Raw genomic sequence first — 13987 nt, 5'->3', positions numbered from 1 at the left:
GCCGCTCGCAAAATCCCACACTTTAGGCTATGGTACTCTTTAGCCAAATGGTCACAATGAATACAAGAGAGTGAGCCATTGGCAAGACACAATAAGCAGTGAGGGGTACCTATGCTAAAGACAATGAAAGCCATTGCCCGGCCGTTGACCGTGGCGCTTGGGGCGAGCGCCCTGTTCAGTGCCTGTACGGCTCCGGGCGTGGGGTCGGAGAAGGGTGACAGTGGCGCCCGGTACGAGCTGACCGAGAAGGCCTATTTTGCCCGCCCGGGGGTCAATGTTCTGCCGTTCAGCAACCCGCCCGGTGGCCTGTTCTTTGATGCTAAAACCAGCGGCGTGGAGATTATTCACCACGGCGAGCGCACCGCCACCAATGGGGATGTGCGCCTCCAGGCGACGCCCGAGCAGTGGGACGGCATGGGCCAGTTGGTGGAGCGCCGCGTCGAGGCCGACAAGCACCGCGTGGTGACTGAATTGGCCTATCCCGAGCATGACTTTCGCTATCAAGTGATAGCCACCACCGAGAATGGCAAGGTACGCATTCGCGTGCACCTGGACGAGCCCCTGCCGGCCCACCTTGAGGGCGAGGCCGGGCTGAATATGGAATTCCTGCCAGCGGCCTATTTTGGCAAGGGCTATTTGGCCGATGGCGCGGCCGATACCTTCCCCCGCCACCCGGCGGGCCCCATGCGGGTCAATGAGGACGGTCGCACGGTCTCCACGCCCATTGCCCAGGGCCGCGAGCTGGTGCTGGCGCCGGAAGACCCCGAGCGCCGGGTATTGATTCGCAACCGGCACGACGACCGAGACCTGATGCTGTTCGATGGTCGCAACAAAGCCCAGAACGGCTGGTACGTGGTGCGGAGCATGCTGCCCGCCGGTAAAAGCGGTACCGTGGCCGAATGGGAGCTGGACATTAACGGCATTCCGGGCTGGACTCGGGACCCGGTAATCAGCTATTCCCAGCTCGGTTACCACCCGGATCAGCCCAAGCAGGCGGTGGTGGAGCTCGATAGCAACGCCTCGGGCACCGACGCCATGCGCCTGATCAAGGTTGGGGAAAATGGCCAAACCGCCACAGTGCTGGAGAAGGACCCCGAGCCGTGGGGCGAGTATTTGCGCTACCGCTACCTGACGTTTGATTTTTCGGATGTCAGCGAGCCGGGCCTGTACCAACTGGAGTACGGGGACCAGACATCGGGCGTATTCCGCATTAGCGATGAAGCCCGCAGCGACACTTGGCAGCTCACTCTGGATGTGTTCTTCCCCGTACAGATGGACCATATGACCGTGCGCGAAGCCTACCGGGTCTGGCACGGTGCCTCCCATCTGGATGACGCCTTGCAAGCGCCCCCGAACTACGAGCACTTTGACCTCTTTGCCCACGGCGATACCACCGATACCGAATTCGAGCCCTTCGAGCATATTCCGGGCCTGAACTACGGTGGCTGGTACGACGCCGGGGACTACGACATTCGCACCCAGTCCCAGTACTTTACGGTGCAGCACCTGGTGCACGTCTGGGAGCAGTTCGGCATTGACCGGGATACCACCACGGTCTCGCAGGATAAACGCTATACCCAGATTCACCGCCCGGACGGCGAGCCGGACCTGCTGCAGCAAATCGAGCACGGTACCCTGGGGCTGATCGCTCAGCATAGGGCCGTGGGCCACGCCATTCCTGGCATTGTGGCGGGCCACCTGTACCAGTATCCCCACCTGGGGGATGGCTCCACCAAAACCGACAACAAAGTCTACGACCCGAGCCTGGATCCTCTCTCGGATGAGCGCTCCGTGGGCGAAATGTACGAGCCCTCGACCGTTGACCCCACGCCCGAAGAGCCGGTGATGAAGGAAGAGGGCGACCGCAGCGGCCGTTTCGATGACCGCTGGGCCTTTACCTCCAATACCACCGCCCTCAACTACGGCTCTGCCGCCGCGCTGGCCGCCGCCAGCCGGGCCCTGAGTGGTTACAACGATGAGTTGGCGCAGGAAAGCCTGGCCACCGCTGAAAGCGTGTGGGACTATGAAGCGGGGCGTGAGCCCAATACCTTCCGGGTCGGGAACACCACCGGACGCGGTCTCAACGAAGAGCACCTGAAAGCGGCGGTGGAGCTGCTGCTGGCCACCGAGAAAGAGCGCTATGCCCAGGCGGTGAGCGATCTGCTGCCGAAGGTTCGCGATGACTTTGCCGGTCACGCCTTTATGCTGGTGCTGGCGTTGCCCTATATGGATGAGGCTTACCGGCAAGAGCTGGAGCAACTCACCCGTGACTACCGGGCGAGTATCGCGCAGGTCGAGGCGGACAATCCGTTCGGCGTGCCCATTACCCGTGGCGGCTGGGCCGGAGCCGGTACGGTTGTCGGTTTTGGTATTACCAACTACTGGCTCAATCGTGCCTTCCCGGAGATTGTGGAAGAGGAGTTGGTGCATCGCAGTCTCAACTTTATCTATGGGCTGCATCCGGCTTCCAACTACTCGTTTGTGTCCGGCCTGGGGCCAGACTCCCAGACCATTGCTTACGGTAACAACCGGGCGGACTTCTCGTTCATTCCGGGCGGGATCGTTCCGGGCATTCTGGTACTGCCGCCGGACTACCCGGAGAATAAGAGCAACTGGCCTTTCTTCTGGGGGCAGAACGAGTATGTGATCACGGTGGGGGGTAGCTACCTGTTTCTCGCCAAGGCGGCCGAGTCATTGCTGGCACACTGATCCTCAGCTTTGTTAAACGCTCTGCGCAACGGCGCCCTACTCGGGCGCCGTTGTTGTCTGTGGGGCGCGCATTTCCCTTCCTCTGACGAGGCTCAATAGCCTGTAAACTTCTGCAAGTCTCGCAACACTCTTTGAGTTCCATGGTCAAACCGTTAAAGTAACGGCTCACGGGATGAACCCTCGACTGATCGGACCTGGATTTTGTTAACGTTTTTTCTCCCTTCGCGGAGGCGACGCCGGAGCATTGGGCTCGGCCTCGTCCTGCTATTGCTTGCCCCCTTCACTTGGGCCGCCCCCGACATCAAGGTTGAGGGAGGCGGTAGCGCGCTGCGCGAAAATGTCCGCAACTTTCTCTCCATCGGGGAGGAGCCGTGCGATACGGCGCTGTGGCGTCTGCGCGCACGTATGCGAGAGCTCGAAAGCCAAGTACAGTCCGCCGCTCAGGCATTGGGCTACTATCATCTGGAAAGCGAGCGCGAGCTCTCCCGAGACGATGAATGCTGGTCGCTCACCATTACCCTGCATCCCGGGGAGCCCGTGCATGTCACCGAAATGGACTTTAGGGTCAAAGGGGAAGGCGGCGAGGACGGTACCTTCCAGAGCATTCTTGAGGAGCCGAATCTGGAAAAGGGCGATGTACTGCACCACGGCCATTACGAGTCCCTAAAAAGCCGTTTTAATGTGGTGGCCTCAGCGAACGGCTACTTCGAGGGGCAGTTTGAGCGGGCCCGGGTGACGGTTGATAGGGATGAGTATAGCGCCCGGGTGGAGTTGGTCTACAACACCGGACCCCGCTATCAATTTGGCGAAATCAACCTAAAGCACGACGTTTTAAAGGAGTCATTCGTGCGCCGCTATCTAACCTTTGAACCGGGCGAGCCCTATGACACCGATCCGCTGCTGGCGCTGAAAAGCCGTTTGAACGCGGCCAATTACTTTCGCTCGGTGCGTGTCACGCCACAGCTTCAGGGGCTCGAGGGCGAGCGGGTCCCCGTCGATATCGAGTTGGAAGGGCGCAAGCGGCACGCTTACTCCGCCGGTGTGGGCTATGCGACGGACACGGGCGCCCGGCTGCTTCTGGGGTATGAAAACCGCTACGTGAATCGCAGTGGTCACTGGTTTAACGCCGACCTACAAATATCGGAAGTGGGCGCTAATGTCGAGGCTTCCTACAATATTCCCATGACCCGCCCCGCCCATGAAACGCTTCGCTTCTACTCCGGTTACCAACGGGAAGAGACGGACAACACCGACAGCGACGTCACTACGCTGGGTACGAGTTATACCCGCTCGGAAGAAGACAGCGACTGGCTGCAAACATACTCGCTTAACTTCGAACGCGAATACTACGAAGTGGGGGGCGAGCCCGAGCAACGTTCGGATTTGTTGATCCCGGCCTTTAGCCTTTCGCGTACTCGTAGTGATGGCAGCAATTACCCCACCTCGGGCTGGAGCTTTCTCGGTCGTATATCCGGCTCGCCCTCCTCTTTGGGCTCCGATACGAGCTTCGTTCAACTCTATGGCCGGATTAAGGGCATATATGGCATCGGGCCGGGGCGGGTGCTGTTGCGGATGGAAGGCGGCATCACGGAAGTGGGTGAGCTGGGCGACTTGCCGGTCTCCCAGCGCTTCTTTGCCGGCGGCGACGCCAGTGTGCGCGGTTACGAGTACAAGTCCATCGGCCCCACCGATATTAATCCCCAAACCGGTGACCCCATCGTGGTGGGGGGGCGAAACCTCATTACCCAAAGCGTCGAATACGATTACCGCTTTAAGTCCAACTGGGCCGTGGCCGCCTTCTTTGACCAGGGCAATGCCTTTGATCATTCCGATGTGAACATGATGCGCAGTGCGGGTATTGGGTTTCGCTGGATCTCACCCATCGGCCCGGTGCGCGTGGATTTCGCCCGCGCGCTTGACGGGCACGAAGGTTGGCGCCTGCACCTGAGCATGGGGCCCGATCTATGAAGTGGTTCTGGCGAGTGCTGAAATGGTTGCGCTGGACATTGCTCGGCCTGGTGGGTGTATTGGTTGTGGCCCTGGCGCTGGTCAGTGCCATCCTGGCCACCGAGCCTGGCAGCCGCTGGCTGCTCAACCAAGCGGCGCAGCGGTTGCCCCTGCGCTTTGAGGGCATGAGTGGCGACCTGGTCACCGGGCTGGATGTGCAGTCGGTGGAGTATCGCCTGGAAAACCAGTGGTATCGCGTGGAGGATCTGTCTTTCCGTTGGCAACCCCTGTCGTTGCTTTATAGCGCGGTCTCGGTCCAGTCATTGCGGGCCAGCGCCGTTGAGCTTCACTTGCCGCCCCCGGCCGAAGAGGAAGAGCCGGCGAGCGCCTCCGAGCCCATGCAATGGCCGGATCTCTCTCTGCCGGTAAGGATTGAGCTCGGCGGTGTCGACCTGCGCAATATCCGGATTCATCGGGGGGAGACCGAAACTCCGCTGGAGCGCGTGAGCGGGACCCTTAGCCTGGGAGCGTTTAATTTGCGGGTATGGGAGTTGGACGTGGTCGCTCCCACCTATGGCGCCACCGCCGATGGCCGCATTGGCGTTAGCTATCCCTACGATGCCGACTTGGCCTTGAAGTGGCATTACCGGTTGCAGTCTCCCGACGGAGAAGGCCTGGAGTTTCGTGGGGAAGGCGATGTGAAAGGCGATTTAACCAGCCTGAAAGCGAGCCACCAGCTCCACTCGCCGGTCATGCTTGAGAGCGACATACGGTTTTGGCCCAACCTCGGTGATTCCCAGGCGCAGCCGCAACTGGTGATGGACAGCCGTTGGCCCGAGCAGGGGGTGCCCTCCGCCGTGGGGGTGCCCGAGGCGCTCGCGGATATGCGCACCAGTGGGCGGGTTCAACTGGATGGTTGGCTCAGCGGGTACCAGGTGGATGCAGCCCTACAGGCCTCCGGCTCGGCTTTGCCGACCCTGGAACTGGATGTGGCGGGCAAGGGGGACCTGGAGCAGTTTAATCTCAAGCCCTTGAAGGTAACGCTGCCGGAGGGCGATCTAGAGGCGCGGGGACGAGTGACCTGGGCGCCAAAACTGCGGTGGGATTTGGCGGTGGCACTGAACCAGTTAAACCCTGCGGCGCTTCCCTGGCCGGTGTTGGAGCCCTGGCCGGGGAGCATTGGTGGGCAATTCACCAGCCAAGGGGAAATGACCCCGGAAGGATTGAAGGCCGGAGTGAATGAGCTGGATATCGCCGGCCAGCTTCGCTCGCTGGCACTGAATTTGACCGGCCACCTCGATTACGATGGGGAGCGCTTGCAAGCGCAGACGCTGGAATTGGCGCTGGGCGCTAACCGGCTGACCCTAAACGGCACCGTGTCTGACCAGCTTGATATTGATGGCCAGTTGTCGGCACCCATCCTCTCGCAACTGGACCCGAGCCTCCAGGGGGAACTGAGCGCCGAGTTTCAATTGAGCGGCTCGCTCAGTGAGCCCGGGGGCCGAGCCACCATCGACGGTGCCGACCTGGCCTGGCAGGATAGCTACAGCGTGGAGCAGCTCACCGTTTCGGCGGTCCGTCGCGGTCAACGCTACCAGGTAGCCCTGGCGGCAGTGGCAGTGGATATTCCCGGTGACGCTCTGCAATCGGTCGCCCTGATTGGCGAGGGTGGCATTGAGGACCATGTTCTCAATGCCACCGTGGTGTCGGAAAACTGGGGGCAAGCCAACTGGCAGCTGGCCGGCGGCTACACCGGCAGTGCCTGGGATGGCGCCTTGACCAATTTCACCTTCGAGCCTCCGGATTTGATTTTCTGGGAGCTGGATCGGGAGGCCCCGATGACCTTTGCCGCCGATGAAGTAGTGGTCCGCTCCCTGTGCCTGAGTCCGGCCCCCCGGTGGCGTCAGAACGAAGAGGAGTCAGACCCGCAGGGGCCCACGGAGGGGCGCCTCTGTGTCGATGGTCAATGGCAGGCCCAGGGCGGTGCCAGCGCCATAGCGCTGGTGGAGGGGTTGCCGCTTCGGCTCGCCCAGCGCTGGCTGACCCCGGAAGTGGTCGTGGAGGGCACGTTGGAGGGGCGGTTGGAACTCCTGGCTCCGGCCCAGGCTTCACCCAACGCCCAGTGGTACCTGGAAACCCGCAACGGGGCGCTGCGCTACCAGTTCGGTGAGGAAGACTCGGAAGTGTTCGAGTGGCAAGGTACCCGCTTTGAGGGGGCTTGGAAGGAGGGTCAGCTGGACGCCCAGTTGCGCAGCGACTGGGGAGATCAGGTGGGCAGCCTACAGGCCAATTTGGGCGTTGATACGGACAGCGGTGCCCTGGACGGCCGGCTTCAGGCTGACTTCCACGCCCTTGAGCCGCTGGAGGCCCTGGTGGCTCAGCTACAGGACGTTCGAGGCCAGTTTACCGCCGACGTGCAAGTCTCCGGCCAGGTTCAGCAACCCGAGGTCAGCGGTGAGCTGCGGCTGTCGGAGGCGAGCGCCAAGCTTCCCGAGCTGGGGCTGGAGCTGCAAAACCTGAGCCTGCGGGCGCAAGCCGGCAACAACCAAGTGGGGTTGCAAGGGCAGGTGAGCTCCGGCGAAGGGCAACTCACCCTCGAGGGCCAGGTGGATAGCCCTTGGGGCGCGCAACGGCATATCAGCCTCACAGTGACCGGGGAGCGGTTTCAAACTCTGAATACCCGTGAGCTGATGGTATTGGTCACCCCGGACCTGACGCTGGAAATAACGCCTGAGCGTATCGACCTGACCGGCAGCGCCGTGATTCCCAAAGCCCGAGCCAAGTTCAAGTCATTGCCCCAGTCCGCGACGCGTGTCTCGGACGATGTGGTGATAAAAGACCCGGACGGGGGCGTGAGCGAACAGGATGGGCGCACCGTGCACGTCGATCTAAGTACCTCTCTGGGTGATGATGTGCGCTTCTCGGGTTTCGGCCTGGAGAGCCGTTTATCCGGTCAACTGCAGGTCATTAAAGGGCCGGAAAGAGGCTTGCTCGCCATCGGCGAAGTCGGCGTCGCCGAAGGTCACTATAAAGCCTACGGGCAAGACCTGACCATTGAGCGCGGGCGCCTGATTTTCCAAGGCCCCTATGACAACCCCGGGTTGGACATTCGCGCGACCCGAACCATTGATGACGGCGTCGATAGTGACATTATTGTAGGGCTGCAGATTAATGGCACCTTACAGCGGCCCAGAAGCGAAGTCTTCTCCAACCCCTCGTTGCCCGACAGCGAGGCCATGGCGATGTTGTTTACCGGCAAGTCGCTCAACTCCTCCTCTTCCTCCGATGCCTCCATGCTGGTCAACGCTATCGGGGGCCTTGGCCTTAAACGCAGCGGCTTTATTACCGCGGAAATTGCCGACACTTTCAGCTTGGATGAGTTTCGTATTGAGACCGAAGACAACGTCCGGGAAAGCTCCCTGTACATCGGCAAATACCTGACGCCGGACCTGTTTGTGCAATACGTGGTGGGGCTGTTCGACCAGACCTCCAGCGTTGGGTTGCGCTACGAAATAACCGAGTCCCTGCGCCTGGAGGCCGAGTCAGGGCTGCACCAGAGCGTGGATCTGATTTACAAAATCGAGCGCTAGCGTTTTTTCAACAGCTGGCTAGCGCAGCAAGGCGGTGGCCCCTCTCAGGAACTCGGAAGCCCGCTCGGCATCCAGGGGCCGGCTGAAATAATAGCCCTGCATATCGTGGCACCCGAGGCGACGCAGAAACTCCTGCTGCTCGCGGGTTTCCACCCCCTCGGCAATCACTCTGAGCCCTAAGCTCTGGGCCAGGGTGATAATGGTGCTGATGATCACCCGGTCGTCGTTGTCTCGGGTAATGTCGCGCACGAACGATTGGTCGATCTTTAATTTACTGATTTTAAAACGCTTGAGGTAACTCAGGGAGGAGTACCCCGTGCCGAAATCATCCATGGACAGGCTTACTCCCGCCTCATGCAGCCGGTTGATCATATCGACTGCCCGCTCCGGGTCATCCATGGTCATGCTCTCGGTCAGCTCCAGTTCCAAATACTCCGGTGGCAGGGAGGCATCGTCCAGGATCGTCATAATCAGATCCGGCAGGCTCGGCTGGTGGAATTGCGCGGCGGAGAGGTTGATGGCGATTTTCGGAGGCGCAATACCATCGTCGATCCAGCGGCGAAGCTGTTGGGTGGCCTCGCGCAATACCCACTCCCCCAGGGGTACAATCAATCCACTGCTTTCGGCGATGGGAATAAACTCCCCCGGCGAAATGGTGCCTATTTCCGGGTGCGTCCAGCGCAGCAGGGCCTCGAAACCGATAGTCGCCCCGGTGAGCATCTCCTGTTGCGGCTGGTAGTAAAGTTCAAATTGGTTGGTTTCCAGTGCCTGGCGCAGGGCGTTCTCAATCTTCATCAACCGCACATAGTGGGTTTGCAACTCGGGCGTGAAAAAACTGTAGGTGTTGCGACCTTTTTGCTTGGCCCGATACATGGCGATGTCGGCGTTGGTGTAGAGCTGGCTTAAATGGTCGCCGTCCTCCGGGTAAAGGGCAATGCCCACAGAGCTGCTGACCGACAGGTCATAACCGTCCACACGGAAGGGCCGGTTGAGCAGCGTCAGCAGCTTTTGCGCGGCGTGAGCGGCGCCGCTGGCGTCGGTGCTCGGCAATAAAAGAATAAACTCATCGCCTCCGGGGCGGGCGAACGTGTCTTCTTCCCGCACCATGGCCCGTAGCCGTTCGGCAAAGGCCTGGAGCAACCGGTCACCGGCCTTGTGCCCGAGAGAGTCGTTGATGTTTTTGAAATTATCCAGGTCCAGGAACAAGAGCGCCAAGGTATCGTCGGTGCGCTCGGCAATTTTCAGGGCGAATGTAGCCCGTTCTTCCAGCAGGGACCGGTTGGGCAGGTGGGTCAGGGGGTCGTAATAGGCCAGGCGGTGGATCTCTTCCTGGTCTTCTTTTAAGCGGCTGATGTCGCTGATGATGCCGATGTAATACAGGGTGCGTCCCTCATCATCGGTGAGGTCACTCACACTGAGCCACTCGGGGTAAATTTCACCATTCTTGCGTCGGTTCCAAACCTCGCCCTGCCACACGCCTCGGTGTTCGATTTCATGCCACATGCCGCGAAAAAAGTCGGGGTCGTGCCGGCCTGAGGAAAGCATGCTGGGCCGCTGACCGAGGGCTTCCTCCTCGGAGTAGCCGGTGATCCGGCTAAAGGCATTGTTTACCATGACGATCCGTTCTTCCGCATCGGTAATAAGCACGCCCTCGCTACCGCGCTCGAACACCTTCGCCGCCAGCTCCAGCTGTGCTTCGTTTTCCACTTGTTGGCTGATGTCGGTGTGGGTGCCTACGGTTATGCCGCGAAGCTCGCCTTCTTCATCCCGCAGGGCTTGGCCTCGGGAGAGAATCCAAACCCAGTGGCCGGCGGCATGCTTCAGTCGGAAGCGGTTTTCATACATGCCCTCGGCGCCGGCGTCGATGTAGCGAGTAAAGGTCGCCCAGGCTGCCTCCCTGTCCTCGGGGTGGAGCAAGTCGATCCAGGTTTCGGTCAGGTTGGGTTGGCCGTTCATGGGGTAATCGCTGTGCAGGCGCCCCAACATGGAAAAGTATTCCGGGCTGCACTGAAGGTAGTCTCGGCTGTGAAAATACTCCCACGCTCCAGTGTTTGAGGCGGCTATCAAGGTGCGGTAGCGCTCCAGGTTGGTGGTCAGCTCCCGAGTGCGCTGGAGCACCTCCCGCTGCAAGTAGCGTTTGTGCCAGCGTAGGTCCAGCAACGCCTTGACCAAGTAAGCCAGCAGCGCCGCGGCCATCACCGCCGGGGCCCACGCCATTCCCAGCCACGAGTAGGGCGCCCAGCCAGCGGTGGGGGCCATTGCCAGGGTCCAGGTATTATTGGGCAGGCTGATCACCTGCTCCACCGGTGCATGGAGCGGGGCTTGCGTGTTGCCCGCGATGAACTGACGGTTACCGGGCTCTGGCCCCTCGCGCCAAAGTTGGTAGTGGTAGCCTTGGGCTTCCAAGTCGGCCAGGCGGCTCACCTCCAGCAGCCGTTGAAGCCTGATGGTCACGCCGGTGAAACCCCAGAATTGGCCGTTAATCCTCACGGGGTAGCGGGCCACCATGCCTTGTCCGCCTTGAACCAGGTCCAAAGGGCCGGCGACGCTCAGCTCCCCCGATTGCCGTGCCCGCCGAGTCTCAAGCCCCTGAGTTTTATCCTCAAGCGGGTTGAAGCCAATGATCCCTTGGTTCGCGGCCTCGGGCATAACGTGGGAGACAATGCCCCCGGGCGCCAGGGAAAGCGTGTGCACATTGGGGTAAAAGCTCAACATGTCACCGGCAATGGTCTCAAAGCGGGCTTGGATGCTTTCGGAATTGCGAACGAAGGTCGCGAGCGTGTAGGTTGCCGATAGGGAGTGGCGCAGGTGGGCTTCCAGAATGCGGGCGCGGTCGGCCGCCTGGGTGGACGTTTGCAACCGCTTCTCGCGCAGGTGAGAGCTACGCTCATCCATTACCCAGTACGAAAACAGTCCCATACCGAGAAGGAACGTTACCAAGGCCGCCAGCCAGAAGGAGGCGCGAGGATAGTCTTCAGTCAGGGGTGAACGGGAGTTGGTCATAACCGGGGGGCGCGCGCCTCGCAAAGTCGGTTCGCTGGGTAGCTCAAGTATAGCGGTGTCTCGGGGGGTTTGGCTAAAACGAGCGTGGGACCGTGCCCGTCACTCTGCTGGCTTGGGATTTGCTAACATGGTGGTTTTGTTCAGCAAGCGGGGGAGCCTGTGTCCAAGATGATTGATATCGGCGTTAATTTAACCAGCGGGCGGTTTCACAAGGATTTAACGCAGGTAATGGACCGAGCGCGGGAAGCGGGCGTGGTGGCTCAAATCGTAACGGGCACTTCGGTGCGCGCCAGTGAAGAGGCGCTGGAACTGACACAAGCCTACCCAAACGAGCTGTATGCCACCGCCGGGGTTCACCCTCACGATGCCAAAAGCTGGAATGATGAATCCGCCGCCAATCTCTCCGCCTTGGCGCGTGCCCCGGGTGTCGTGGCGCTGGGGGAGTGCGGTCTGGACTTCAACCGCAACTTTTCCCCACCGGAGGACCAGTTGGTCTGCTTCGAGGCGCAGCTCGCCCTGGCGGTGGAACTGCAAAAACCCGTCTTCCTGCATCAGCGGGACGCTCACGAAGCCTTTATGCCCATTTTACAGCGGTATCGCCCGCAATTGACTGGCGCAGTGGTGCACTGTTTTACCGGCACTCGGGCGGAGCTGGAGGACTATATGGCTTTGGATTGTGCGATCGGGGTTACCGGTTGGGTATGCGATGAGCGCCGGGGCGGTGAGCTGCGCGAGCTGGTAAAACACATTCCCGCCCACCGGTTAATGGTTGAAACCGACGCCCCTTATCTGACCCCCCGCAACCTGCCGACAAAGCCGAAAGGCAACCGTAACGAGCCGGCGTTTCTGCCCTACGTGATTGAGAAGGTGGCCGAGTGTCGGGGTGAGTCGGCCGAGCCGCTTGCGCGGCAGACCGCGGAAAACGCTCGAGCGTTTTTTCAGCTATAGCCCTCTGCAAAAAAGCCGCTGGCGGGGAGCTCAGCGGCGTTTGGCGTCCATCGTTCAACGAGTGTTACCAGGCCTGGTCTGGTGTGTCCGGGTTGATCACCTCTTTGGAAACGCCCGTCCCCAACTGAACATCCTCTTCACTAATGCCGCCATTGAGGTAAACGGCGCCCGTGTAGCGGCCTTCCAGGCGCAGCGGACCGCCACTGACGTTGTCGCTCAGGTTGACATCGTTGAAGTGCACTTCATAGGAGTCGTCCACGGTCATTGCCAGGGAGTCCGATTCGATGGACACATCGTTCATGACGAGGTTTTTCACCCGAACGATGCGCGCGCCCATCTCCGCGTTGGTGATCGTGATGTTGCTCAGGGTAATGTTCTCCAGCCACTTCTCCGGCAAGCCGATCAGTGAAATGGCGGTGGGCACGGTGTCGATGGTGACATTGCGAATGTCGATGTTACGCACGGTGGGCGCCACGCCCGTCGCTTGCGGGCCAGTGTAGAAACTGTTGAAATTGATGGCCTCGTAAGTGATGTTCTTCATGGTGACATCGCGCACATAAATGTTCTCGATCACATTGCCCCGGCCGCGTTCGGTTTTAAAGCGAATGCCGCGGTCACTGCCATCGAAGTAGGCGTCGTGGACGTAGATGTTGCGTAGCCCCCCGGAGGTTTCACTGCCAAACACCACACCGCCGCTGCCGGTGCGCACGTTCTTCGCTTCGAAATGGCGCACCACCACGTTTTCCGAGGGAATATCGAGCGCCAGCGCTTCCTCGTTCAGCCCGGACTTCAGGACCACTGCGTCGTCCCCGGTCTGGAAGTGGTTGTACTCAATGAGGACGTTTTTGGAGGAATCCACTACCACGCCGTCACCGTTGGGCGCTCGCAGGCTGTTGATGTCCACATCGCGCACGATAATGTTCTCGCTGTAAATCAGGTGAACGTTCCACATGGGGCTGTCCAACAGGTGAACGCCTTCCACCAGGATGTTCTTGGACTTCCAGAACACAATAAAGCTTGGGCGCATCCCCTCGACGCCCGCGCCTTTGCCCCAACCGCGGTGAGACAGCGGAATCTGCGTCATCAGTGCGCGCGGCGGAGCCCCGTGTTGCTCAAACCACTCCCACCAGTGGTCGCCTTGGGCGTTTAGCTGGCCCTGGCCGGTCAGCGCTACGTTCTCCACCTCCGAGGCGTAAATCATAGGCGCGTAGTTGTAGGCCTCCACACCTTCGTGGCGTTGGGGTACCACCGGCAGGTAGTCGTCCTTATCGGTACTGAACAGAACCTCGGCGCCCTCGGCGATGTGCAAGTTGATGTGGCTTTTGAGGTGGATGGAACCGCTCAGCCACTTGCCCTCTGGGATGATCACACGGCCGCCACCGGCTTCGTGGGCGGCATTAATCGCCTGGTGCACCGCGTCGGTGATCATATTGTCCCGGTCGTTGCTCATTTCCTTGGCGCCGAAATCTCGAATATTAAAGCGCTTGTCGGGAAAAGTGGGCCGCTCCAGTTGGGGCATTTCGAACGGCGGGTTCAGGGGGGCGATTTTCTGGGGCACTGGGCCCATCTGGGCAAATGCGGGTAGCGCGGCGGCTATTAGGGCAGCGGCACCCAGCAGGGAACGTACTGAGCGATGGGGCCACGTCAGTCGTCGCTGAACAGTTGATGGCTTCATAGGTTACTCCCGTCAATAAAATCGGTCTGATTGACATTTATAAGTATTAGAAACGTCATGGTGGGCCTCTCACAACCCCCATAAGCCCCGAGATAGTAGCACTTTTCGGGAGAGC

Annotated in this window: 6 protein-coding genes; 4 read left to right on the top strand and 2 right to left on the bottom strand. The window is 60.4% G+C overall.

What is annotated here, in order from left to right; genetic code table 11:
* Positions 1-111: 111 nt before the first annotated feature.
* The 3 genes from AAE514_RS05325 (at position 112) to AAE514_RS05315 (ending at position 8246) form a co-directional block, all read left to right on the top strand.
* Positions 112-2709 (top strand): glycoside hydrolase family 9 protein, encoded by a 2598-nt coding sequence (locus AAE514_RS05325; protein WP_347330479.1) that lies wholly within the window; start codon positions 112-114, stop codon positions 2707-2709.
* Between the two features lie 267 nt (positions 2710-2976).
* On the top strand, positions 2977-4677 hold the full coding sequence (locus tag AAE514_RS05320; RefSeq protein ID WP_347330478.1) for an autotransporter assembly complex protein TamA: 1701 nt from the start codon (positions 2977-2979) through the stop codon (positions 4675-4677).
* Positions 4674-8246 (top strand): translocation/assembly module TamB domain-containing protein, encoded by a 3573-nt coding sequence (locus AAE514_RS05315; RefSeq protein WP_347330477.1) that lies wholly within the window; start codon positions 4674-4676, stop codon positions 8244-8246. The genes AAE514_RS05320 and AAE514_RS05315 overlap by 4 nt, the downstream gene beginning before the upstream one ends.
* 18 nt (positions 8247-8264) lie before the next feature.
* Here AAE514_RS05315 and AAE514_RS05310 read toward each other — a convergent pair whose 3' ends face one another.
* The gene (locus AAE514_RS05310) at positions 8265-11249 is read right to left on the bottom strand and encodes a bifunctional diguanylate cyclase/phosphodiesterase (RefSeq protein WP_347330476.1); all 2985 of its coding nucleotides are present in this window, start codon (positions 11247-11249) and stop codon (positions 8265-8267) included.
* 168 nt (positions 11250-11417) lie between these two features.
* On the opposite strand from AAE514_RS05310, the gene AAE514_RS05305 reads away from it, so the two are divergent.
* On the top strand, positions 11418-12197 hold the full coding sequence (locus AAE514_RS05305) for a TatD family hydrolase (protein WP_347330498.1): 780 nt from the start codon (positions 11418-11420) through the stop codon (positions 12195-12197).
* Between the two features lie 64 nt (positions 12198-12261).
* On the opposite strand, the gene AAE514_RS05300 is transcribed toward AAE514_RS05305, so the two are convergent.
* Positions 12262-13872, bottom strand: a complete 1611-nt coding sequence (locus AAE514_RS05300; RefSeq protein WP_347330475.1) for a glycoside hydrolase family 28 protein — start codon at positions 13870-13872, stop codon at positions 12262-12264.
* Between the last annotated feature and the right edge of the window lie 115 nt (positions 13873-13987).

This window comes from Marinimicrobium locisalis (genome assembly GCF_039822625.1).
In the GTDB taxonomy this organism is placed as follows: Bacteria; Pseudomonadota; Gammaproteobacteria; order Pseudomonadales; family Cellvibrionaceae; genus Marinimicrobium; species Marinimicrobium locisalis.
Note: the sequence above shows the minus strand (reverse complement) of the source record. Positions and strands in the feature narration are given on the sequence as shown.